This window comes from Parapedobacter sp., from assembly GCF_035556095.1.
Taxonomy (GTDB): domain Bacteria; phylum Bacteroidota; class Bacteroidia; order Sphingobacteriales; family Sphingobacteriaceae; genus Parapedobacter.
On record NZ_DATMFT010000016.1, the window covers coordinates 77441 to 102286 of the forward strand.

General features: G+C 45.7%; 18 protein-coding genes. 16 read left to right on the forward strand and 2 right to left on the reverse strand.

The genetic code is table 11. The features are described from left to right. The first annotated feature begins 7 nt into the window (after positions 1-7). From VNQ80_RS07470 to VNQ80_RS07495, 6 genes are all read left to right on the forward strand, one after another. Positions 8-1201: a DUF5000 domain-containing lipoprotein gene (locus VNQ80_RS07470; RefSeq protein WP_325637054.1), complete on the forward strand. Its 1194-nt coding sequence runs from the start codon at positions 8-10 to the stop codon at positions 1199-1201. Positions 1202-1226: 25 nt separating this feature from the next. Continuing rightward, entirely contained in the window at positions 1227-2474 is a 1248-nt protein-coding gene (locus VNQ80_RS07475; RefSeq protein WP_325637055.1) for a DUF4998 domain-containing protein, read from the forward strand. A 6-nt stretch (positions 2475-2480) separates the two neighbouring features. Beyond that, complete coding sequence (locus VNQ80_RS07480; protein WP_325637056.1) at positions 2481-4124, forward strand: L-lactate permease; 1644 nt, start codon at positions 2481-2483, stop codon at positions 4122-4124. Between the two features lie 51 nt (positions 4125-4175). Next, a complete protein-coding gene (locus VNQ80_RS07485; protein WP_325637057.1) occupies positions 4176-5678 on the forward strand; it encodes a BNR-4 repeat-containing protein in 1503 nt (500 codons plus the stop codon). 341 nt (positions 5679-6019) lie between these two features. Beyond that, positions 6020-6163: a hypothetical protein gene (locus VNQ80_RS07490; RefSeq protein WP_325637058.1), complete on the forward strand. Its 144-nt coding sequence runs from the start codon at positions 6020-6022 to the stop codon at positions 6161-6163. A gap of 12 nt (positions 6164-6175) precedes the next feature. Next, positions 6176-6433: a hypothetical protein gene (locus tag VNQ80_RS07495; protein WP_325637060.1), complete on the forward strand. Its 258-nt coding sequence runs from the start codon at positions 6176-6178 to the stop codon at positions 6431-6433. 13 nt (positions 6434-6446) lie between these two features. On the opposite strand, the gene VNQ80_RS07500 is transcribed toward VNQ80_RS07495, so the two are convergent. Next, positions 6447-7007 (reverse strand): hypothetical protein, encoded by a 561-nt coding sequence (locus tag VNQ80_RS07500; protein ID WP_325637062.1) that lies wholly within the window; start codon positions 7005-7007, stop codon positions 6447-6449. 575 nt (positions 7008-7582) lie between these two features. Between VNQ80_RS07500 and VNQ80_RS07505 the strand changes: the two genes are divergently transcribed. The 3 genes from VNQ80_RS07505 to VNQ80_RS07515 all read left to right on the forward strand — a co-directional run bounded on the left by VNQ80_RS07505 (position 7583) and on the right by VNQ80_RS07515 (position 9324). After that, positions 7583-8098, forward strand: coding sequence for a hypothetical protein (locus tag VNQ80_RS07505; protein ID WP_325637063.1), 516 nt, complete (start codon positions 7583-7585; stop codon positions 8096-8098). A gap of 91 nt (positions 8099-8189) precedes the next feature. Next, positions 8190-8666, forward strand: coding sequence for a helix-turn-helix transcriptional regulator (locus tag VNQ80_RS07510; RefSeq protein WP_325637065.1), 477 nt, complete (start codon positions 8190-8192; stop codon positions 8664-8666). A 10-nt stretch (positions 8667-8676) separates the two neighbouring features. After that, positions 8677-9324: a nucleotidyl transferase AbiEii/AbiGii toxin family protein gene (locus VNQ80_RS07515; protein ID WP_325637067.1), complete on the forward strand. Its 648-nt coding sequence runs from the start codon at positions 8677-8679 to the stop codon at positions 9322-9324. 50 nt (positions 9325-9374) lie between these two features. On the opposite strand, the gene VNQ80_RS07520 is transcribed toward VNQ80_RS07515, so the two are convergent. Then, positions 9375-10091: a GntR family transcriptional regulator gene (locus VNQ80_RS07520; protein WP_325637068.1), complete on the reverse strand. Its 717-nt coding sequence runs from the start codon at positions 10089-10091 to the stop codon at positions 9375-9377. Positions 10092-10412: 321 nt separating this feature from the next. Between VNQ80_RS07520 and VNQ80_RS07525 the strand changes: the two genes are divergently transcribed. The 7 genes from VNQ80_RS07525 (at position 10413) to VNQ80_RS07555 (ending at position 24827) form a co-directional block, all read left to right on the forward strand. Next, positions 10413-12572: a GH92 family glycosyl hydrolase gene (locus VNQ80_RS07525; protein ID WP_325637070.1), complete on the forward strand. Its 2160-nt coding sequence runs from the start codon at positions 10413-10415 to the stop codon at positions 12570-12572. Between the two features lie 243 nt (positions 12573-12815). Continuing rightward, positions 12816-15884: a TonB-dependent receptor gene (locus VNQ80_RS07530; RefSeq protein ID WP_325637072.1), complete on the forward strand. Its 3069-nt coding sequence runs from the start codon at positions 12816-12818 to the stop codon at positions 15882-15884. Positions 15885-15904: 20 nt separating this feature from the next. Beyond that, the gene (locus VNQ80_RS07535) at positions 15905-17659 is read left to right on the forward strand and encodes a RagB/SusD family nutrient uptake outer membrane protein (protein WP_325637074.1); all 1755 of its coding nucleotides are present in this window, start codon (positions 15905-15907) and stop codon (positions 17657-17659) included. Between the two features lie 56 nt (positions 17660-17715). Next, on the forward strand, positions 17716-20520 hold the full coding sequence (locus tag VNQ80_RS07540; RefSeq protein WP_325637171.1) for a SusC/RagA family TonB-linked outer membrane protein: 2805 nt from the start codon (positions 17716-17718) through the stop codon (positions 20518-20520). A 19-nt stretch (positions 20521-20539) separates the two neighbouring features. Beyond that, positions 20540-22198, forward strand: a complete 1659-nt coding sequence (locus VNQ80_RS07545; protein WP_325637076.1) for a RagB/SusD family nutrient uptake outer membrane protein — start codon at positions 20540-20542, stop codon at positions 22196-22198. Between the two features lie 128 nt (positions 22199-22326). Next, positions 22327-23469, forward strand: coding sequence for a hypothetical protein (locus tag VNQ80_RS07550; RefSeq protein WP_325637078.1), 1143 nt, complete (start codon positions 22327-22329; stop codon positions 23467-23469). A 26-nt stretch (positions 23470-23495) separates the two neighbouring features. Continuing rightward, on the forward strand, positions 23496-24827 hold the full coding sequence (locus tag VNQ80_RS07555) for a hypothetical protein (RefSeq protein WP_325637080.1): 1332 nt from the start codon (positions 23496-23498) through the stop codon (positions 24825-24827). Positions 24828-24846: the final 19 nt, after the last annotated feature.

The window sequence follows — 24846 nt, forward strand, 5'->3', positions numbered from 1 at the left end:
TACGACCATGAAAAAAATTAGCTTCTATTTTTGGATTGTATTGATATCAGGCGTACTGATTGGTGTCCAAGCTTGTAAGGATGAACCTGAACATACTCCAATTAGTCAGAATGATGATAAGCCGCAGGGCATCGCCAATCCACAAGTTAAAAACCTGCCGGGGGCAGCGCAGATAAGTTATGAATTGCCTCAAAGTAAAGGCTTATTGTATGTCAAAGCTGTTTATGAAATCCGTCCGGGGGTTATCCGGGAGGCAAAGGCTTCTTTTTACACCAATTCCATTGATATCGAAGGTTTCGCTAAAGAAGGAGAATATGATGTTAGTTTATATACGGTGGGGCGCAATGAACAGCACTCCGAACCCGTCGTTGTTAAGGTAACTCCATCCACTCCTCCCGTGGTGGACGTATTTGGATCGCTCGAAATCGTGGAAGATTGGGGTGGGGCCACCGTGCTGCTGACGAACGAGAGCGAAACGAGCATGACCGTGGAAGTGCTTACTACCGATGAGCAGGGCGACTTAGTCATTGCGGAAACATTTTATACAAAAATGCGCGACGCCCGGCTACCAGTCAGAGGATATGACCCAGAAGAACGTCTTTTCGGCGTGGTGGTGCGAGATCATTGGGATAACCGGTCGGACACCTTGTTTGCAGAAGTGGTGCCGTGGCTGGAGGAAAGTATACCGAAACCGTACGTTAAGGTAGACTTGCCGACAGACTATACTGTCGCCCACAACAGCGGTACGGCGTATCTCGAACGCATTTGGGACGGCAATTACGGCGGTTCAGATTATGTATCGGTTCCCGGTCATGGTGTGCCGCAATGGTTCACATTCGATATGGGAACAGAAGCTAGGCTCTCCCGCGTGGTGCTCTTCAACCGGACACAGGCCCAGTATTTATATAATTCGGGTGCGGTGAAGCGTTGGGAGATTTACGGGTCAAACAACCCCAATCCGGATGGCAGTTTCGACGATAGTTGGACGTTACTGATGGAGTGCCAATCGATAAAGCCTTCGGGCTTACCTGCGGGTGAGAACACCGAGGAGGATCGGGCATACGCTGCGGCCGGCGAAGAGTTTATTTTCCCCGAAGGCACACCTCCGGTGCGTTATCTCCGCTGGAAAGTATACGAGAACTGGGGCAAAGTGACCCACGTGAATATTGTCGAAATCGATCTTTTCGGCCAAGTACAATAAGTTAAACAAGCAAATGTCAAAACCCATGAATACTAATCGTCAAAGCTTGCGGATATTAGTTTACCTGATAGTCGCAATGGTCACGGCGTCGTGCGGAAAGATGGACGCCATTTATAGTGATTTTTTAGAGGAAGGCGAGTTCATTTACCCGGCTAAAGCAGATTCGTTGAGAGCCCACCCAGGAAACAACAGAATAATGTTGTCTTGGGTTATTCTTTCAGACCCGAATGTGAGCAACGCCGTCATTTATTGGGATAACCGAAGAGACTCATTGGAAGTATCCATATCCCAGTCGGTCCGACCGGACACGGTACGGGTAGAACTAACCGACATGGAAGAAAAATCCTATACTTTCCAGATATTTACCCGGGACGATGAAGGCAACGTTTCGGTGATGTCGGAGATATTGGGCACCGTATACGGAGACATCTACCGTAATTCGTTGTTGACCCGTGCGGTCCGAAATTTGTCGGTTAGCGAGGATACCTTGGTGGTTGATTGGATGCCGGCTGAAGAAACCAGTATTGGTGATTCGCTGATCTATGAAGATACCGAAGGTAAGCTGAATCGGCTGTTTGTATCGTCGTCGGACGATACGACGAAATTACCGTTGTACGCTCCTGAGCATAATTTTGTGTATAAAACCCTATTCGTGCCGGATTCACTCGCGATTGATACCTTCATGACCGCGGAGTTTGAGTTTGTGGTTGATCCCGATCTATTTAAAGGCGAAGTGGAGTTGAGTAAGTCGCGGTTCGCTCAATATAATTTGCCCACCGACACGCACGAGCCAAATGCAACTAATTCAACGATGAAAAACATCTGGGACGGAACCATGAATAAAGAAAGTCCAACGTTTATTACGAAAGTCGACGGGGATATGCCGCAGTGGTTTACGTTTGATTTGGGCGTAACAGCCGAGTTGACGCGTATGCAGATCAATCAACGTGGAACTGCCTCGAACCGTCTTTATAACGGAGGGAATGTGAGAACTGCCGAAATCTGGGGCTCTGCGGATCCGAATCCGGACGGCAGTTGGGACAGCTGGATTTTGCTGGGGACATTCGAATCGTTTAAACCGTCGGGCGAGGGTGCGGTTACGTCGACAGACATCGCCTACGCGCTAGAGGGCGAAATGGTCACCTTTGAAGAAGGATTGCCGCCAGTGAGGTATATCCGGTTTAAAACCCTTTCCAATTGGGATTCCGACAAGCGTGGTTTTACCAATATCGGACAATTGACTTTTTGGGGTTACGAAGAAAAAGAAAATTAATTGAAGATGAGCTTGACGTTACAGGCAGCATTAGCGTTCTCGCCGATTTTACTAGCGATGGTGTTGTTGGTCGGTTTCCGGTTCCCCGCAAAATACACCATGCCCTTGGTGTTGGTGCTGACCGGTTGGCTGGCGCTGCAATATTGGGGAATGGATATCGCAGATGTGCTGGCTTCCACGATACAGGGGTTGGTCATCACGTTTGACGTGTTGTATATTATATTCGGCGCGTTGCTACTGCTGTCTGTACTCAAGTACTCGGGTGGGCTGGCCAGTATCCGGTATAATTTTGCCCGGATCAGCCCCGACAAGCGGATACAGATCATCGTCATCGCCTGGCTTTTCGGGTCTTTCCTTGAAGGGGCCTCTGGCTTTGGGACGCCCGCTGCCATTGTGGCGCCTTTGTTATTGGCTTTAGGGTTTCCGGCGATGGCCGCGGTATTGATGGGCCTGATGGTACAAAGCACCGCGGTGACTTTCGGAGCGATAGGCACCCCGATATTGATCGGTGTAAACAATGGGTTGGCAGCCGGTTTTGGCGGGCCTGGAGAAAAGGAGATTTTCTTGCAGGCCGTTACCGCACAGGCCGCGACTATCCACGCCATCATCGGTACGCTTATTCCTTGGTTTATGGTGGTGATGACCATTTTCGTCTTTGGAAGACGAGAAGACCGGAAGAAAAGTTTAACCATTGCGCCATTTGCTATTTTTGCAGGGTTAGCATTTACCATTCCCTACCTCTGTACAGCGGTTTTGCTGGGGCCGGAGTTCCCGTCGCTCTTGGGAGCTATGATCGGGCTGGGTATCGTGGTTTTCGCGGTCAAGCGTAAGTTTTTGATCCCCAAGGATACCTGGGATTTCCCGCCGGCAGACCGATGGCAGCCAGCTTGGTCTGGACAAGTGGCGATGGAAAAGGACGGGCTGGAAAGTAATACGCCCATGCCGATTTACAAGGCATGGATGCCCTATGTGTTGGTGTCGATACTGTTGATCGTTACCCGGTTACAGAGCTTGGGGATCGGACAGTATTTGCAAAGCCTGAAGTTTGATTGGCCATCGGTTTTGGGGACGACCATATCAGCATCGTCTTCACCATTGTATTTGCCGGGAACCATGTTGATTATCGCAGCTCTGGCGGCGGTATTGGTCCATAAGCTGCCTTCGTCTGGGTTCATGAAAGCAAGCAAAGAGTCGCTTTCCACGACACTGGCGGCCGCGTTCGTGCTGTTGTTTACCATCCCCATGGTGCGGATATACATCAACTCGGGGATTAACCACCTTGAAATGGCGAGCATGCCTGTGGTGCTGGCGGACTGGGTGGCGTTTAAAGTAGGTCAATTCTGGCCGTCAGTATCCCCGTCGGTAGGTGCATTGGGGGCGTTTATAGCCGGGAGCAATACGGTAAGTAACCTGATGTTCGTCGAATTCCAGCACAGTATTGCAACCAAGCTCCAACTCTCTACCGTAACGGTCGTTTCCCTTCAAGCGGTTGGAGCTGCTGCGGGCAATATGATTGCCATCCATAATGTGGTCGCGGCTTCTGCGGTGGTGGGCTTAATAGGTAAAGAGGGTGCCATTTTAAGAAAGACCATTGTTCCTACCATATATTATGTGCTTGCAGCAGGCTTACTTGGGATGTTATTGGCTTGATATACCCCCCAATATGCTGTTAATGGAAATTTGAAATTAAATAAAGTTAATATGTTATTAAAGACAAAGACTCAACATGTGTCTATCGGAAAACTGATGCTTTTATTGACGTGGTCATTGGTTATACTCTTGGACCCCGTCCGTGCGCAATCGCCCGAAGACATTTATGGAAAGGCGAAACTGATAAACCAGCCTGCCGAAGGATACCGCGGCATCTGGTATGCCATTGGTGGCGCGGGGCAACGGGGATCGGTACCTGCACCTTATAATTTTAAATATAGCGGTGGACTGGGAACGTACCCTGCCAATCATTACCCTTTTTCTGTTTACGCAGCGGAAGTGGACAAGACTTTTTTCTGTTATGGCGGAACTGATGATTCAGGGAAGACATTGTACCATATGGTTTCTTATTTTGATCATAAGACAGGTGAAGTACCCCGTCCTACTATTGTGCTTGACAAAGCCACGAATGATGCACATGATAATCCCGTGATGCAGGTCGATAAGGAGGGTTACATCTGGATTTTCTCTACCTCTCATGGCACTGGCCGTCCATCTTTTATCCATCGCAGCAAACAGCCGCATGATATTTCTGTGTTTGAACGGATAGCGGCCACGAAGTTAGTAGACGGAAAGAAAGTGCCAATGGATAATTTTTCTTACTTGCAACTATATTATTCAAGCGAAGACGGCTTTACCGGATTGTTTACCCATTACGAAAAAAAAGGGGGTCGGGTAATCGGTTGGATGACCAGTAAAGATGGGGTGGATTGGTCCGAATGGAAGGATCTTTCGCTGTTGGACCAAGGACAATATCAAACCAGTGGCAACCAGGGAGCACGGATCGGCACAGCGTTTAATTATCATCCGACGCGTAAAGTAAGAGGGGGGCTTGACTTCCGGACCAATCTTTATTATTTACAAACGAATGATTTCGGAAAGACATGGCAGACCGTTGGTGGAAAGCCGATCGAACTGCCGCTTACGGAGGTTGCCAATGATGCACTGGTTCATGATTATGATAATAAAGAACGGAACGTATACATCTGCGATGTGAACTTCGATAAAAAGGGGCGCCCGATCATCCTATACCTGACTAGCGGGGGGCCGATGCCCGGTCCCGAAGATGGGCCCAGGGAATGGCATACTGCACGTTGGACCGGCAAGAAATGGGATATCAGGAAAGTGACGGATTCTGACAATGCCTACGATATGGGGTCACTTTATATAGAAAACCGGAAGTGGACGATTATTGCACCCACAGAGAAAGGGCCCCAGGAATATAATACGGGGGGAGAGATGGTACTTTGGCAGTCTACAAACCAAGGGAAGCGGTGGAAAAAGGTGAGGCAATTGACTAGCCAAAGCGAATTCAACCATACGTATGCCCGCCGTCCCGTCAACGTCCATCCGGATTTCTATGCATTTTGGGCCGATGGAAATGGCCGGGAAAAGTCTGAATCTAGACTTTATTTTTCCGACCGGGACGGGAATGTATTCCAACTGCCGCAATCTATGGATGCGCAGGCAGCGAAGCCGATTCCATATAACTAAGACGACAGGGAAATGAACCGAAAAGAAGGGATGTCCACCGTTGTTACTGGACAACAAAAGACAACAATGGACATTTCCGCGGACAACGTACTAGCTGTTTGCGGTACTACAACGGCGGGTTGAAATATGGCAATGGACTGCTGATGTACTGCATTGAATAGTTGCAGTATTACCATGTGCTATTGACATACCACAATAGACTTTTGATATACTGCAATGCAACAAATACATACCACGAGAGGCTGCCGGCATACGACCACGCACTGTTGATATACTACAGTATGATGGCAACACATTACAATGGGCCGTAGATATACTGCAGTGCGCTATTGATATACGACGTGAGGCTATTGACATACCGCAACAGGCCGCTGATATACTACATTGAGCTGTTGAAGTATTACAATACGCAAATGACCTACTACAATAAGCTGTTGATGTACTGCAATGCGCTTTCGATATATTACAATGGGCCGCTGGTATAACACAATAAGCTGTTGATGTACTGCAATGCGCTTTTGATATATTACAATGGGCTTTTGATATATGTCAATGGGACGTTGACATATGGCGATGGACCGATGCGGTATGCCAACAGCCCATTGCGGTACAACTTTAGGGTGTCGCGGTACCGCAAAAGCCCATTGCGGTACCGCAAATCACCATTGACCCTTGCTATGCGCCCAGGTACGCAGGGCGTTCAACCCGCTGCGGAAAAACCGTTTGGTGCGCCAAGGGGCGTACCTAGTGATTGACAGCGTGAAGCAATTAGAGTAAGCCCTTGTCAGTGGAAGCTGGTTCCGCGCTCCCGGGATAGTAGACTATGCCAATATACAGGCTATCGGTGTTATTCCTCAAGAAAATATCGATATCGGCTAACTGGGGCTGATTGAATATAAAAAGGTGCTCATCGTTGAGATCAAGTGACAAAGAACTAATTGATTTGAACGCGTAGTAATCGTGCCCATCTCGGAAATTTCGCTGATAACTACCGGCGGTAAAAATCAGTGACACCCGGGTAGGGTCGTCGGTAAAGATATGGTTTCCTGTCAGTTTATAGCGTGATTTTATCTTGGGAAACCTAAAGGGATCGTATCCTGAATCCCAATTGTTGGCCACTTGCAACTCGTTAACAAACACCGTATCGGGAGGTGGGATGGGTAGCTTAAGCACTCGTAACATGGCTTCGCGAGAGTCTAACTTGATGAGTTCCCCTCCGGTTTTGAATTTAAGAAACGAATTAAAATCATCGCCGGATAAACCCGAAGCCTTTACCGATGCATCATAGTCGTTGGGATAGTCAGCGGCTCTGATAACCGAAGTTAACATGATCGTTTGGCATGCTTTATAGACAAAGAATAAAAAGGGGGTCATTAAGACTACACTTAATATCCACACCAAATTTTTTTTTGATAACATAAGTTATTGATTGGCTATAGCGGGAGCGCTGGGCGTTCCCGATGTGACAAAAACAAAACTCATTAAATTCTCGGATGTCTTCTACACTGTGAAGCTTGTATTGAGCTTAATAAGTCTTAAGTTGGAAATTCCCATGTTTCTTGTTGTATTATTGATTGAAATTGATTTGATTTCAATATAGTAAAATAACTTGGAATAGCAAAATTAATCTTTGCGGAAATGGTCGAAGGAATGGCAGAAGGCAATATTGTACTAACACATTATTATCGTACACCGGGGTATGTTTATGGGCATCAGAAATAATCCTGGATAAAATATTCTTCTGTATTGCAGTAAAGGAAGGAGTACATCAGTAAGTTGGCTTTGTTGGTCTGCATACTGCGTTTCATGTGCAAAATAGGCTTGCCTAGCTAGCGAAAATCGGGCATTATCGGGCATATTGGGTTCCATTTCGGGCATTTAAGGTGGTATTTATCGGGTGTATTGTGCAACATGCCCGGCTTTCCGGTACTGGGGAAAAGTTTCCCGGTACCGGGAAAATGTTACCCGTCGCTGGAAAGGTGCAAACCTGTATCGGGGAGGTTGTACCCGGTGCTGGCAGAAAGTTTTCCGATACAGGGAAAATACGAACCCATACCGGAGAGATGTTACCTGGTACGGGGAAAAAGCTTTCCAGTACGGGGAAAAAGCTTTCCAGTACGGGGGGGAAGCTTTCCGATACAGGGAAAATACGAACCCATACCGGAGGAGAGTTACCCGACACAGGGAGAATGTTAATCCATACCGGTAAAGCGCCACCCCGTATCGGGGGAGCGCTTACCAGTATGGGTTCGACAAAGAAGGATATCGATTTAACACGGACCGATATAGGTGCGTTGTATTCTGATGCGGGTTATTGTTTCTCCGGTATCGGTACATCGTCCCCCGGTAAGGGGGCGAGGTTTCCCGGTGCAGGTCGGCGACTCCGCTGTGTTAATTTATCCGGCTACCTGATCGTTTAGCGACCAACCCCCTGCCGTAAGGCGACTACACACGAGTATTTTTCTAAGGAAAACACTTGCTTACGTAAGCTAATTTGCTTACATTCGTTTTATGGAAACTTCAATGGAAAAATACAAAGGTATCCACCCAGGATTGATTTTAGAGCATGAGCTTAAAAAGAGGAAAATTGCAAAGAATCAATTTGCGACTGCTATTAACCAGCATAGGCAGACCTTGAACGCTATAACTAAGGGAAGAAGAAAACTACCGGTCGAACTATCATTCAAAATTGACAAGGAATTAGGCTATGCAGAAGGAACTATGTTGATGATGCAAACCTATTTCGAAATTGAAGATTACCGGAAAAAACAACGGCTGACCAAAACCAGCTTTGCGTTGGGTAAATTGCGTAATGGACTTTTTTGGGATACGGACATCAGCAAAATAGATCCAGATATACACGCCACTGCAATTATCCGAAGAGTCTTTGAGCGCGGTAACGCGGAAGAAAAAGAATATATCACCGATTACTACGGAGACAGACGGATAGCTGAGGTATTGGGTACAGACTCAATTGTTGCCAGCTAAATCAAACAATATGCTGTATTGGAACACCGTCGGCGACCTGTTACGCCAAGCCCTGCTCACCTTGATGCAAGCTCCGATATTTGCAGATTTTAGACTCGTGGGAGGCACGGCGCTCAGTCTGCACCTGGGCCATCGCATGTCTGTTGATATTGATCTATTTACGGATGCTAATCATGGTAGCGTTGATTTTGATGCAGTAGACCAATACTTGCTGAATACTTTTCCATTCGTACAAGGGGACATAGGTGGCTTACCCGGTTTTGGCCGAGCATACTTAATCGGCAATAGTCTGGAGGATCACATCAAATTGGATGTGTACTACTCACAGGAAAAGTTCATAAGACCGACAGTTGAGTATGATGATATAAGGCTTGCCGGTATAGAGGAGATCATTGCGATGAAAGTAGATGTTATTTCCAGAAGTGGGAGAAAAAAGGATTTTTGGGATTTACATGAGTTAATGGAACGATATAATCTTTCTCAAATGCTCACATTGCATGAGGAACGTCATCCCTATACTCATGACAAAACTCAAATTATTTCAAATTTCGAGAACTTTGAAAGGGCTGATCAGGATTTTGATCCGATCTGTCTAAGGGGAAAATATTGGGAATTTATCAAAGACGATATGATCGAAGCAGTAAAGCAATATAGATGAGCGGTTTTGGAAGCATCAAATGACGGCAGGGAGGGGAGTATCGATAGGCTTTAAAAATAATCCTGGATAAAATATTCTTCTGTATTGCAGTAAAGGAAGGAGTACATCAGTAAGTTGGCTTTGTTGGTCTGCATACTGCGTTTCATGTGCAAAATAGGCTTGCCTGGCCTGATGGAAAGTAAATCTGCAATACGTTTGCTTGCTGCCACGGCCCATATCTTTTGTTCACCCTCCTTGATTTCCACGTGGTGATTTTTTTTTAACGTTTCAAATAGTGAATGCTTTGCTAGGTTGTGCATGGTGAATCTTGGCAGGTCGATATCGGTGATATACGTCTCTTCGTACAGTGTCGGTAGGCCATTTACATGGCGCAGCCGGGCGAGGTAAAGACAGCCTGCTTCCCGTTGTGTATCCGTCAGCTCATATGGAAAATCGACGGGCCATCCGATGCGTTTTGTTTTCACCAGGATCTCGGTACGTAAGTTTTTTTTGCCTACCCCCGCGGTTGAACCTTTCAGCGATAAAATGCCCAGTCCATTTTTCGGCTCAGACACAATGCTGCCCTTGCCATGCTGGCGGATGATGTACCCCATCTGCGTCAACTCCCCCAATGCCTGCCGTACCGTGGGACGGGTAGTTCCATAGCTTTTGCAAAGCTCATTTTCTGAAGGAAGCAGGTCGCCCTTTTTGTAATACCCATCGTCGATTTGCCTTTTCAGGTCGGCAATGAGCACCTTATAAAGTGGTGTGTTTGGTTCTTTCGCCATAATGGGTGCTGTCAGATCGGAACAAAAATAGTTAATTTATTGATGTTGTGTATACAAGTTTAGCCGCTGCAGCGTTGTTGGTTCAAATAGCTTAATGTGTATAATTTGTTTTTTATGTACTTGTATATACAAATATTATTTTACTATTTGCAATTAAAACTATTTTAATGTATTGATTAGTAGCATGATGATAAAAGTTTTATAACTTTTATCTATGTTGTATTTTTAAGATTTCTTATTTTTTCTTGTATATACAAGTTTAATTTATACCTTTGTGTTAAGGTAAAGGAAAACCAATTTTATAACCTAATAAATGCGGATATGCGAAAATATTTAATCGTTGGCTTGCTTACCGGATGGCTTTGTGCGGGTTGCCATAACCCCGATGTAGGCAATGACGACGTGCTGACATACGTCGACCCTACAATCGGCGGTGTGGGCTTGATCTTGGAGCCAACGCGGCCCCTTGTGCACCTCCCTAATAGCATGTTGCGGGTGCACCCATTGAAAAAGGATGAGTTAGACGATCGGATATCGGGCTTCCCACTTACCGTTGTGTCCCATCGCATCGGTTGGGCATTTTCTTTTCTGCCGGTATTCACAGCTGATAACCCTTGGCAGTCGAATATTGTTATACACCGTCAGGAAGCACACCCCTACAGTTACGAGGTGGTGGATGCAACTTCTTATAATAGCGTGGCGGTTGCGCCAAATGAAAAGAGCGGTGTCTTTCGGATCACGAATGCCGACCAGTCGAGGACACACCGATTGCGGTTTTCGATTATTAATGCGACCGGGTTTGTGGAGTCGCCGAATGACCATGCCTTTTCAGGTGAAGAAGACTATAACGGGATGAAGGTGTATTTCTATGGCACGGTTGACGGTACGGTAACGAAGGTGGAAACTGAGGGAGCCGACAGCCGAAAAAACTTAATGGCTACCGTCGAATCGGCGAATGGTGTGTTGGAACTGCGATACGGTATTTCCTTCATCAGTGTCGACCAGGCAAAGACAAACCTGGAACAGGAAATCGGAGACCGCGATTTCGCTGCTACGAAGGCAGGGGCCATGGATGTTTGGACGAAGGCACTATCCAAGATAAAGGTAAAAGGCAGCGATAAAGACAAGCGTGTGTTTTATACGGCCCTGTACCGCACCTTGGAGCGTATGGTGGATATCAATGAGCATGGGCGCTATTACAGTGCGTTCGACTATCAGGTGCATGAATCGGACGAACCTTTCTATATGGACAATTGGGTATGGGATTCGTATATCGCCCACCATCCGCTGAATATGATACTGGACCCGGAAAAGGATCAGACCATGATTCGTTCTTACGTGGAGATGTATCGCCAAAACGGCTGGATGCCCTCGTTTGCGGTGGTTTTTGGCGACTGGCCAGCGATGGTGGGTAACCATGCATCTGCGTGGATGGCTGACGCATGGGCGAAAGGCTTGCGCGATTTTGACGTAGCGACCGCTTATGAAGGTCTTCGCAAGAACTCGTTGGAAGCGACGCTGATTCCTTGGCGAAATGGTCCACCCAGTGAGCTGGATGATTTTTTCAACGAACATGGCTATATGCCAGGGTTGGCTCCAGGAGAGCCGGAGACGGTCGACCGGGTTGATCCCAACTGGGAAAAGCGCCAGGCGGTGTCGGTGACACTGGAGAACAGCTTTAGTGATTGGTGTATCGCCCAACTCGCGGAACCCGCCGGACATGTCGATGAAAAAGAGCTTTTCTTGGACCGTTCCCAGTTTTACCGGAATGTGTTCCGGGAAGACAAGGGCATGGTATGGCCAAAAAATGCGGCAGGTGAATGGATTGAGCCGTATAACCCGAGCCTTTCCGGCCGGGAGTACTTCACCGAGGTCAACGCGTATACTTACAACTGGCATGTGAAGCACGATTTAAATGGGCTATTTGCGCTTATGGGAGGGAAACAGGCTGCTGAGGCGAAGTTGGATCAGTTGTTCCGTGAGGACCTCGGCTTGTCCAAATGGAAATTCTGGGCAACCCAACCGGATGCTTCGGGGTTGGTGGGGCAGTTCGTCATGGGAAATGAACCCAGTTTACACATCCCATACCTGTATAACTACCTCGGTGCGCCCTGGAAAACGCAGAAGCGTATCCGTATGCTGTTAGATACATGGTTTACCGACAATGTATTCGGAATGCCTGGTGATGAAGACGGCGGAGCGATGTCGGCCTGGGTGGTGTTTTCGATGATGGGCTTCCTTCAGGTAACCCCCGGCGTGCCTACTTACTCAATCGGCAGCCCATCGTTTGAAGAGGTTAGCATCCAGTTACCCAATGGCAATGAATTTAAGGTAGTAGCTAACAATAATTCGACGGAGAACGTGTACATCCAGGAGGCGAAACTCAATGGCCAACCCTTGGATGAACTGTTTTTTACGCATGAGCAGCTGCTGGAAGGCGGTGTGCTGGAACTGGAGATGGGCGATAAACCTAGGAAATAGCTAAGATCGTACTAGCCTTTGCCGATTGAAGGCTATTTGTAAACGCGTTTTTAATCAGTTCATATAGACCTAAGTGTAACTAAATGAGGGCAAAGACTTCAGTGTAATTCACGGAAAAAGTTTTTTGCTCCTCCAAAGAGATTAGGTGCCATATCACTAACGACCAAAATAACTATTATTATGAAGCTAACCGCTATTTTATTGCTATTTTTTACATTTAAGGTAAGTGCGGATTGTTGCGCTATGAGTGCAATAGTCGGTGTGCCTTCAAGTTATGACCCTCCTGGCAATCCAATACCTCCTATTCAAATAAAAGGAAAGGTTGTGGATAGTGAAGGGAATCCGCTACAGGGTGTGTCTGTAAACGTGGTAGGTACTACGGTAGGAAGCACCACCAATAGTGAGGGATTTTATGTCATCAGTATCGTGGATAATTCGTCTGTTGTACTGGAGTTTTCCAGCGTAGGATTTCAACGAAAAAGTGTGACAGTTGGAACCCAAACGGAGATCAATGTTACGCTGGAAGAAGATGTCGCGGGGCTGGAAGAGGTTGTGGTGGTGGGATATGGGACACAGAAGAAGTTAACGGTTACGGGTGCGATTTCGTCTGTAGGGTCGGCGGATCTGATCAAATCTCCAAATGCTAGTGTTGCGAATACGCTTGCCGGACGCGTTACCGGTTTGGCAACGGTACAGTATTCAGGTCGTCCAGGAGGCGACGATCCTATAACTTATATCCGCGGAATCGGATCACTTACGTCAGCGGCTTCAGCACCGCTTACACTTGTAGATGGGGTAGAACGGCCGTTTACCCAATTAGACCCCAATGAAATTGAGTCGGTATCTGTATTGAAAGATGCGTCTGCTACCGCCGTGTTCGGTGTGCGGGGAGCCAATGGAGTAATCATCGTGACAACGAAGCGGGGAACCGAAGGGCCTGCCAAAATCAGCGTATCGGCTTCTGCTGGCCTTCAACAGCCATTGAGACTTCCTGTTTTTGTAGACAGCTATACGCATGCAAAGATGTATACAGAAGCTCAACAAAATGACGATCCGAATGCAGTACTGAAGTTCAGCCCAGAGGCCCTGGAAGCATTCCGGACCAACTCGGATCCGATCATTTATCCAAATACCGATTGGGTGAATTATATATTGAAGCCTTCCGCATTTCAAACGCAAGAAAATGTCAATATTTCGGGCGGAACAAAGGCGGTCAGGTATTTTGTTTCACTGGGGTATCTCAAGCAAGACGGCCTGTTTAGGATATTTGACCTGCCGGATAATAATAACTACAGTTATAACCGATATAACTACCGGGTAAATTTGGATATCGATGTAACTAAAACGACTACCCTTTCCTTAACAACCGGCGGAAGAAGTGAGTTTCGTAACGAGCCCTTGGCCGATGAGCCGCAATTCAGTATCTGGCGGAATATCTATTTTGCCCAGCCTTATAGAGGAATAGGGATTGTAGACGGAAAGCATATACAAAGCGATCCCCGCTATATTTCAGGTGAAACACGTGATGCGCTTAACGGTTACTATGGGAAGGGTTTCCAAAATGCACTCACGAATCCGCTCAATTTTGACTTGATGTTAAATCAGCAGCTGGACGCCCTCGTAAAGGGGCTTTCCTTCAAAGTTAAAGGTTCTTATAACGGAAGCTACTCTTTTACCAAAATCAGAAACTCCAGTCGGGCAACGTACTTGGCCAGCTATTTACATGATTTAGATCCTACCGAACCGGATGATAAAACGGTTGTCTACCGGAAAATCGGGGAAGATGGGACATTAGGTTATGCCGAGCGTTACGACAAAGCCCGGGATTGGTATTTCGAAACGGCTTTTTCTTATGACCGAATGTTTGAGGCACACCGCGTCACCGGACTCTTGCTTTACAATCAGAGCAAAACGTTTTATCCGACGTCGAATGTGGATATCCCACGGGGATACGTTGGGCTTGTAGGACGGATAACCTACGACTATCAATCAAAGTATCTGCTGGATTTAAATATGGGGTATAACGGTTCCGAAAATTTTGCTCCTGAAAGGCGATTTGGATTATTTCCAGCCATATCAGCAGGCTGGGTGGTTTCCGAAGAGAAATTTATGAAAGCGTATGCTCCGTTTATTGAGTACCTGAAAATAAGGGGTTCATACGGAGTTGTGGGTAATGATCGGATGGGGAATAGCCGGTTCCTTTATTTACCGGACAGTTATTCGGCGAATTCGGGTGGCTATAGTTTCGGGGTCAATGTTCCCCAGAATCAGATCGGCGCATCGGAAGGCAAGGTTGGAAATCCGCTCGTCACATGGGAAAAGTCGAAGAAAAAGGACATTGGCCTGGATCTTACGATGCTGAATGGGAAAATTGCCGTCGTGGCGGATTATTTCACTGAACATCGCGATAATATCCTTACGACACGTCAGACGGTTCCCGGCATTCTGGCTATTAACCTTCCAGCAGTAAATATCGGCGTCGTTGACAATCATGGGTATGAATTACAAATAAAGTGGAGGGATAACATCGGTGCCTTTAACTACATGATTAGCCCGAATATGTCCTTCGCTAGAAACAAAATTGTTTTTATGGATGAGACACCGCAGCGGGAATCGTACCTTTTGCGCACGGGAAATCGCGTCAACCAACCATTCGGCTATGTGTTTGATGGCTTTTGGACCGAAACAGATGTGGCTAATATCGGCAATTTCCCAAATGCAAATTACGAGGCCAAACCGGGGGATTTACGGTATAAAGATCTGAATGGCGATGGGCAGATAAATGTTGATGACCAGCGACCAATTGGCTTTCCGGACTATCCTGAATATGTTTTTGGATTAACGATCGAAATGCAGTATAAGGGATTTGATTTGCATATGATGTGGTCTGGAGCAACCAACGTATCAAGGGCATTTCAAGGGTCGTTCCAATTGCCGTTTGGGCCTACACATGGGTTCGGGCTTATGAAGTACATGGCCGATGGGCGGTGGACTCCGGAAACGGCTGCCTCGGCAACGTATCCGCGGATGACTTTCTTGGGAATCGAGAACAACATGAAATATAGTGATTATTGGTTGAAGGACGCTTCGTATGCAAGATTGAAAAACGTTGAACTCGGATACAGTTTTGATGCTGCCAAGCATATTTTGTTAAAGCGGCTCGGCATGTCGAGTTTACGTCTTTATGCCAATGGTTATAACCTGTTGACTTTTGACAATCTAGGACTCATAGACCCGGAATCTGTACCAACGGAAAATGCACAGTATCCGCTGATGAGAATATTCAATTTTGGTTTAAACGTAACATTCTAACATCATAAAATTTCAAGGTGATGAAAAATATACTAATTATCTTTTTATGGCTACTGGCTTTCGCCATAGTGGGATGTGAGAAATTTAAAGTAGGTAACGACTTTCTTGAAAAACCACCCAGTGTGGATGTGACGAAGGATACCATTTTCTCTAACCTCGAATATGCTAACCGGTTTCTAACCGGAGCCTATGCAACGCTACACTATGGGTTATTGTATGATTTTTCGGCCAAAGGGATTGGTATGGATGCGGATATCTTAGAGTCGCTTACTGACATTACGCAATCTTTCCGGTTGGATGGCGCTGTGTACCGTATTTATTATTCAGGGCAATACAGTGCGGGAACAGAAAATAACGCAACCGGTACCAAATATAGTTTTTTGCATGAAGATAGCTGGAAAGGCATCCGAATGGCTTACATTTTTCTGGAGAATATCGACCGTGTTCCCAACGTAAATGAGCAAACCAAGAAGCGGCTGAAAGCAGAAGCAAAAATGATTATAGCAATGCATTATGCTGATATGTATCGCCATTTCGGTGGACTCCCTTGGATTGATCACGCCATTGGAGTCAATGAAGACACTCATTTTCCACGGCTTACAAGCTTAGCCACAATGGATTCGATTATTAACATCATCGATGAGGCAACGCCTGATTTACCGTGGGTGCTAAACGATATCAATAATGACGATGGCCGTTTTACACAAGCTTCTGCGCTTGGTCTGAAAGCGCGTATGCTGCTTTTTGGTGCAAGTCCGCTGTTTAATAGCGATACACCATATCTCGACGGAGAAGCGTCGCAACAAAAGATGACTTGGCATGGGAATTATGACCAGAATCTGTGGAAGCGGGCGGCCAATGCGGCAGAAGAACTGATTCAGAAAGTGGAAGCCCAGGGAGGGTATGAATTAGTCAAAACCGGCCATCCGAGACAGGATTTCCAGAAGGCTTACTATCAACGGGGAAATGGTGAAATTTTGATTTCCACCAGGGTGCGATATCGAAATGAAGGCGACTACGACTACCTGGGTATGCAGGTAACGCGTATTCACGGTATAGGCTGTCCCACACAAGAATATGTGAATATGTTCGGTATGGCCAATGGATTGCCGATTTCCGATCCGAATTCGGGATATGTGGAAGAGAATCCCTTTGTCAACCGCGATCCGAGGTTATATGAAACGGTGCTTACGAATGAAGATACGTACCAAGGGCGTACGGCACAGTTGTGGGTTGGCGGGATCGAGCGTCAATCCATCGGACAATCGATGGCAGCGACAGGCTACGACATGCGGAAATTCTTATTGGATTTTAATAGTGCTACGTCGTTTGGTTCTGTTGTGCAATTTCCTTACCTCCGCTTGGCTGAAATCTATTTGACGTATGCGGAAGCGAGTAACCAATTAAACAACGGACCTACTCCAGAAGCCTATCGCTGTGTCAACGTTGTACGGAATCGGGTAGGACTTCCGGATTTGACTCCGAATCTGAATAAAGAACAATTTCACGAAGCGGTATTGATCGAACGCGCATGCGAATTTGGGTATGAGGAGGTTAGGTGGTTTGATCTGATCCGTTGGAAAAGGGCAGATGATTTCACGAAAAAACTGCATGGAATGAATATTTTTAAAGAAGGTGACGAATTTACGTATCAATTATTTGAACTACCTACACGGGCTTGGCAACGGTCTTGGTCGCCTAAATGGTATTTGAGTGCCTTCCCCCCAACGGAGGTAAATAAAGGTTATGGATTAGTTCAAAACCCTGGCTGGTGATACTTAAAGTGGTTTTAACAATGCAACTAAAACGTATAAAGATGACAAATAAATATATGGATCTCATATGTCTGTCGCTCACATTGTTATTCTTTCCCTTCACGGGGCTTGCTCAACAGCAATCCGCTGGGCTGGCCATTGACAAGGTGGATAAGCCCGTTAGTGAAGAAAACGATGATGATGTGGTTCCGGTGGGTTTCGGTTCGACACGCAATAAAAATGAACTCACATCCGCGATAGGTATTGTACGGGCAGACGGGTTGTCAAATCGGATGACCATCAATCCGGCCAACGCCCTTTTCGGTAAGATAGCAGGTTTGGCGGTGATGCAAAACGGAGGAGCCAGTTGGGAGAACGACCCTCGGCTGATGATTAGGGGGATTGGAACCTTCGGCGATGCGTCTATTCTGATGCTGGTCGACGGCTACGAACGGCCTATTTCGTCACTTTCTCTTGGAGAAATTGAAAGTATAGCAATCCTAAAGGATGCGGCTGCACTCGCGATGTACGGTGTTCGTGGCGCAAATGGTGTGCTATTGGTGACTACAAAACGAGGGGATGCAAGGAAGAACAAAGTAGATATCTCGTATGAACAAGGTATCACACAAGCGAGGCGCATACCTGATTTTTTAGATGGATACGGGTATGCAACTGCGATGAATGAAGCCAGGTTGAATGACGGCTTAACACCGCTTTATTCACAACAAGCATTGGATGCCTTTCAATCTGGATCTTCACCCTATTTTTATCCGAATGTAAACTGGTTTGAGCAGGCATTCCGGGATTTTGGCAAAACCAATAATTTCAAGGCTACCTTTCAGGGACAAACAGCTACAGCTAGTTATTTTGCCTTGTTGAATTACCAGTCTGATAATGGAATATTGGGGCCGGTAAATGAGAACGAAGGATATAATACGCAGTTGAATTATGGTAAATTCAATTTCCGCTCAAATGTGGATGTGAATGTCACCAAATCAACCAAACTGAAGATTGGCTTAAGCGGTAACCTGCGGGAAACCAAAACGCCGGGTACTTCGGTTGCCGATATCATGTGGGCGCTATATAATACACCGTCAGCAGCTTATCCGGTAAAAACATACCACAATATTTGGGGAGGTACTGCCAATTTTGCTAATAATCCGATTGCGCAGATTTCAGCCACGGGCTATCGGAATACGCAGATCCGCGAACTGCTGGCAGACGGTAGCATCGAACAGAGACTTGATGCGCTATTACCCGGCTTGGCAGTAGAAGCTGCCGTTGCTTTTGATAATTCTGCCACCTATTCGGAAGGTAAAGTCAAACAATACGAATACCAGTCGATATCACTAACTGAAAACAATGGGGCGCTGGATTCTGTTGAAACGGACTATGGACAAGATACAGAATTGAATTACTACCATAACCTTGCAAACCAATGGAACCATGCAACGGTTCAAGGAAAATTGAAATACGACAAAGAATGGGGCAATCAAAGCGTCAACTCTATCCTATTGTATCAGCAGGATAAGCTGCTTAGAAACGGCCAATCTAATACCTATATTCATCAGTTGGTCGCAGGTAATCTGCATTATGCAAACAGTTTGAAGTATTTTGCCGATTTATCGCTTTCCTACAGTGGAACAAATGTATTGCCGAAAGGGAGTCGATTTGGCTTCTTCCCCGCTTTGTCGGTTGGATGGAAAATAGCTGAGGAATCATGGTTCTCTAAAAGGGTGGTTAATGACCTTAAATTACGGGCTTCCTGGGGAATAACCGGTAATGATTTGATACCGCAAAATCTTTCAGAAGTCCAATTTAATGGATCTACACCGTATTTTTATACGGGTAACAATAATATTTCCGGGGGACTGCAAGAAGGTAGACTGCCATCGACCGGCTTAACCTATGAATCCTCCACCAAGTATAATCTCGGCATAGATGTATCTGTGCTGGAGATGATCGATTTGAATGTCGATGTTTTCTATGACCATCGGACAAATATATTGGTTGAATCTGATGGGTTGGTTTCCAATGTGCTTGGAGCTGCTAAGCCACTGCTAAGTGAGGGCATTGTAAATAACAAAGGCTTTGAAGCGGAGCTTAAATTTTACAATAATGAAGGTTCCTTCACTTATTACATCGACGGGCAGTTTGCGTATGTCCGCAATAAGATCGAACAAATGGGCGAGGCCTTTCAACCTTTTAATTACCTATCAAGAACAGGAAGAAGTATTGGACAGGCTTTTGGTCTGGAAGCGATCGGGTTTTTCAAAGACCAGACAGATATAGAAAATAGCCCAACGCAGACATTTTCATCTGTAAAACCAGGAGACATAAAATATAGGGATCAGAACAATGACGGTATTATCAACGCCTATGATGAAAAGGCGTTAGGGTTTAATACGGTCAATCCTGAAATGTATTATGCGGCATCCTTTGGGGTGACATATAAAGGAATCGGACTGGATGTGATGTTCCAAGGCGTTGCTAACAGAACGCTTTATTTGAGCGCACAAAGTGTTTTCTGGCCCCTGATTGGAAACAGCAGCATAACCGATTTTTCAGCAAACAGATGGACCCCGGCGACGTCAGAAACGGCAACGTTGCCGCGACTGACTACGTTGAGCAATGATAATAATTATCGCCCTAATAGTATCTGGCTGGTCGATGGCTCTTACCTTAAATTAAGATCCGTCATGCTTCACTATAGCCTTCCTCAACAAGTGACTTCGAAGCTTAGGCTGTCAAATATCCGAGTGATAATGAGGGGAATGGATTTATTTTCTATTGATAATATCGATGCGGTGGATCCGGAGGCTATTGGATTTACATATCCTACGTATGCAACTTATAGCTTAGGTGTGCAAATTGGTTTTTAGGCTATTAAAATAGATTGTTATGAAATACATAAAGATAATTGTAATCTGTTCAATATTAATACCGCTTTTCGGAGGGTGTAATAAGCCGCTGGATTATAGTGAAGCGTCGTTTTATGGGGAAGATGCGGTGCTGAATAGTCCGAGCCTCTATAAGGCACTTTTGACTACGATTTATGCATACCTGCCCACTGACTTTAACAGTATTGATGGCGCGATGCGGGCGTCGGCATCCGATGACGCGGTGCATGTGTGGGATTTATCTGCCATTAAGAGATTCAACGATGGAAGCTGGAGTGCCTTACAACCGCTTGACGATCAATGGGGCCACTTGTATACTGGAATCCGCTCAGCTAACCTGTTCCTGCAAAAATCGGAAGGACAGACATTTGAAGATCTAAGGTATAACGACGGTTATCGGGAGATGATGATTCAATACGATAACTACCCCAACGAAGCCCGATTCTTGAGAGCGTTTTTTTATTTTGAATTGATTAAGCGGTATGGGGATGTTCCCTTGATTAAGACCCCATTAACCGTGCAAGAAGCTAATGCGGTGACTAGAACGCCCTATTACGACGTGGTCGATTTTATTGTTTCCGAATGTGACGACATCATTCCGAAATTGCCTACTTCCTACGCAAGCCTGCCGGGTGCCGAAACCGGACGTGCAACAAAAGGAGCCGCCCTTGCATTAAAAGCTCGTACGCTTTTATACGCCGCTAGTCCGTTGCATAACGTTTCAAACGACCAGACGAAGTGGGTGGCCGCAGCTACTGCGGCAAAAGAAATCATCGATATGCAACAATATTCGCTGGAGGGCAGTTATAAAAACGTCGTAAACAACATTAATTCATCTGAATTGATATTGGAAACCAGACAAAACTTCTCGAATGCCTTTGAAGTGGCAAACTTTCCGGTAGGTTATGAAGGGGGAAATACGGGGACGTGCCCTACACAAAATCTGGTGGAGGCATATGAAATGCAGGAAACTGGGATGGACATTAACGAGCAAGAATCGGGCTTCGTTGCTCAAAATCCGTATGCAGGTCGTGACCCCCGGATGTATGAAACCATCCTTTACAATGGTGCCACTTGGAAAAATTTGACTATAGAGGTTTGGCCTGGCGGATTCAATGGCCCTCCTCAGGAACGGGCTACCAAGACAGGGTATTATCTTAAAAAATACCTAATAGAAAGTATTTCATTAAATCCCGTCAACCCTACGACGCAGCAGCATGCCTGGGTGGTATTTCGCTATGGCGAGGTGTTGTTAAATTATGCGGAGGCTATGAATGAAGCATTTGGCCCCGATGTCAAGGGCCCCGGCACGTTGCAAATGACCGCGAGCGAGGCGGTGAACTTTATACGGTGGCGGGCAGCAATGCCGGATTTTCCCGCAGCTATGTCGCAAGACGCCTTTAGGCAAAAATTGCGGAATGAACGGCGGGTGGAGCTGGCCTTTGAGGATAGTCGTTTCTGGGATATCAGGAGATGGGGAATTGGTAATTCGACCGCAGAAATATATGGCGTGGACGTAAGCCGGAATAATTCGGGCCAGGTATCTTATACCCCGAAATTGGTTGAAACGCGTGTTTGGCACGACAAAATGAATTTGTACCCAATTGCACAGAATGAATTGTATGTGAATAAAGCGCTTACACAAAACCCCAATTGGTAGTGTGTATGCGAACAGCAATAGACATACCCGTGAGGTTAATCATTAAAATCGCTCTCTTGTGTTCCCTCCAATGCAAAGCACAAACAGATATTTACAGAGAGGGACCCACCACTGCTGAAATAAGTGCTATGATAGCGCGTAATAGTCCGCTTAATGGTGCAACTATTCCGGCAGATATGAGAGTGCGGCTAGGGGCTTCACACGTTGCGGGAAAGTACTTTCTAACCGAATCTCCATTTTTAACAGCGGGTAGTCAAGCCATTCAACACCTAGGCATGGGAACGATTAAGCTGTGGCTCCAAGATAAGCCCGCAAGCGATTATCCGTACAATTCCGACTGGAATTTAAGTGAGCAGGCAAGCTTGGTTGAGATTGCGGCGCATCCCTATTTTAAAGCGGTCTTTGATATGCCATTCAAAACCTTTGCATTGAGTGTGCGTGGTGAAATAAATCTTCAGCAGGCGATGAAAGCATCAGCTACAGATTATGCCAAGGAAGAAGAGGCCATGTATCAATTGACTAAGTATCTGCTGCAAACTTATAAGGATAGGGAAGTGGTTTTTATTCTGCATAACTGGGAAGGCGATTGGTTGATGCGCGGTGGCACGAACGCGGCCGCGCAGTGGACAGCGGAGTCTTTTCCTCCCGATGTAGAGAAGCGTAGCGATGTCATGATCAACTGGTTTAGTGCTAGACAAACCGGGGTCGATCGGGCACGTGCTGAGATGGGAATAACAAACTGTAAGATTTATCACGCAATCGAAGTCAATAAGGTGCTTGATGGTCGAAAAGGTATTCCGTGTCTTACCTCCAATGTGCTTCCCTATGTAAAGACGGATATGGTGTCTTGGTCATGCTATGAAGGGTTGGCTGACCCGGTGGATCTTTGGCGGGGTATTGATTACATCAGAGAAAATATGAAATCTACTGGTGAATTTCCAGCTGTTCCTATTATGATTGGCGAAATTGGGATTCCCGAAAACGAAGGAACTGTTTTTGGAATTGCGGCACAAAATGGAAGAATTATAAAAGAAGAGCTTATTAAGCGCTGGGATAAGGCTATGTCGGTTTTTATAACACAAGATATCCCCTATATTATACATTGGCAAGTTTACTGCAACGAGGTCAAAGAAGGTGTAAAAAATTCGTTGGTATACACGAATGATCAATTGAGGGGATTTTGGCTTATTCGACCCGATGGTACAGAAAGTTACTCAGCTTCCTACTTAAGAAGTTTAATTCAAAATGCAGGAAAGAAACTTGGAAAGTAAATTCATCATTCGCAAATATTGTTACCATGAAAACAAGTAAAAATCCATTAAAAACCAAAAGTACATTAGCGACCTTCCTCAATTTGTCGGCAGGTTTAACCATCAAAAGCCTTTTCTCCGTGATCATTACATTGATTCTTGCCGGAGGGTACCAGACACTTTCAGCAAGTAATGAAATTAACTATGACGGACACTTGGTTAGTATCCAAAAGTTTGGAGTTAAACCTGGTAACACGGGGATGGAAAATGCCATAAACCTTCAAAAGGCAATAGACTGGGCGTCGGATAACGGAGCAGGATTGTATGTAGAACCGTCTGACGAACCTTATCATGTTGATGGGGGAATTGTGCTAAAAAGGAACGTATCACTGATTGGCGTACATGGTCCAACCGCGAGGGGTACAGTACATTCTTCAAAGAAGCAACCCGTAGGAAGTGTTTTCAAGATTACCGACCGAGACCATGTTTTTATGACGGTTGAAAGTGCAACACAGATAAAAGGCATTCAATTTTGGTATTCCGAACAAACTATTAATGATCCTGACGCAATCATACCCTATCCGGCTACCATCCAAACTTCTAAAACGAGTTCTACCCAGGGAGTATATCTGTCCTGTCTGACGTTCTATGGTGAATATTTAGCTATGGATTTCAATGCGGATGCTAAAAATATCTGCGAATCGATGATATTTGAACATTGTTATGGATATCCGTTAAGTGGTGAATTCATTAGAATAGATTACTGCTATGATATCCCTAGAATCCTGCATTGCCACGTGAATCCAGCTAATCAACGCTTTATTGGGGGTGGATATAGTCGCGACGTGATTGATGCAGTTGTCGCGAAAAAGACGTTTACCTATTCAATCAATCATACGGACAACGCTCAATTGATGGATGTTTTTACGTTCGGTTCGTACGGCGGAATACGATTGGGGGAGCAGTCTTATGGACAACTAACAAATTTCAATTTGGATTGTGTGGTTATCGGTATCTTGAAAGAGGGGGCTAATACCTTTAACCGTAATTGGCAGATTGCACAGGGCTCGATTATTGCCAATGCCGGTACCGATGTAGATATCATTCATCCGATTGTAATAAAAGGCGAGGGCCATACGGCGATTACGAACGTAGAAGCCTTTTCCGGCGATAATCCCGCTTTGACAAACGTTGCAAAATCATATGATTTTATGCTAATTGAGGGAAATAAAAAGCTCACCATATCGATGGTAGGTTGTAGGATGCGAGACTATATCTCCCCCACGCCCATCACGATTAATAATAAGAAGGCGATAATACATGCAATAGGGTGTATTGATAAAGATGAGAACATATATCATACTAAAGTTAGCGATTAGTTTAGTTTTATCGTACCCG

Bases quoted from the DNA above. Each gene is read 5' to 3' on its own strand.
- VNQ80_RS07480 (WP_325637056.1), top strand. From the start codon at position 2,481: ATGAGCTTGACGTTACAGGCAGCATTAGCGTTCTCGCCGATTTTACTA.
- VNQ80_RS07500 (WP_325637062.1), bottom strand. From the start codon at position 7,007: ATGTTAACTTCGGTTATCAGAGCCGCTGACTATCCCAACGACTATGAT.
- VNQ80_RS07515 (WP_325637067.1), top strand. From the start codon at position 8,677: ATGCTGTATTGGAACACCGTCGGCGACCTGTTACGCCAAGCCCTGCTC.
- VNQ80_RS07485 (WP_325637057.1), top strand. From the start codon at position 4,176: ATGTTATTAAAGACAAAGACTCAACATGTGTCTATCGGAAAACTGATG.
- VNQ80_RS07550 (WP_325637078.1), top strand. From the start codon at position 22,327: ATGATAGCGCGTAATAGTCCGCTTAATGGTGCAACTATTCCGGCAGAT.
- VNQ80_RS07535 (WP_325637074.1), top strand. From the start codon at position 15,905: ATGAAAAATATACTAATTATCTTTTTATGGCTACTGGCTTTCGCCATA.
- VNQ80_RS07475 (WP_325637055.1), top strand. From the start codon at position 1,227: ATGAATACTAATCGTCAAAGCTTGCGGATATTAGTTTACCTGATAGTC.
- VNQ80_RS07530 (WP_325637072.1), top strand. From the start codon at position 12,816: ATGAGTGCAATAGTCGGTGTGCCTTCAAGTTATGACCCTCCTGGCAAT.
- VNQ80_RS07540 (WP_325637171.1), top strand. From the start codon at position 17,716: ATGGATCTCATATGTCTGTCGCTCACATTGTTATTCTTTCCCTTCACG.
- VNQ80_RS07470 (WP_325637054.1), top strand. From the start codon at position 8: ATGAAAAAAATTAGCTTCTATTTTTGGATTGTATTGATATCAGGCGTA.
- VNQ80_RS07510 (WP_325637065.1), top strand. From the start codon at position 8,190: ATGGAAACTTCAATGGAAAAATACAAAGGTATCCACCCAGGATTGATT.
- VNQ80_RS07545 (WP_325637076.1), top strand. From the start codon at position 20,540: ATGAAATACATAAAGATAATTGTAATCTGTTCAATATTAATACCGCTT.
- VNQ80_RS07555 (WP_325637080.1), top strand. From the start codon at position 23,496: ATGAAAACAAGTAAAAATCCATTAAAAACCAAAAGTACATTAGCGACC.
- VNQ80_RS07525 (WP_325637070.1), top strand. From the start codon at position 10,413: ATGCGAAAATATTTAATCGTTGGCTTGCTTACCGGATGGCTTTGTGCG.
- VNQ80_RS07520 (WP_325637068.1), bottom strand. From the start codon at position 10,091: ATGGCGAAAGAACCAAACACACCACTTTATAAGGTGCTCATTGCCGAC.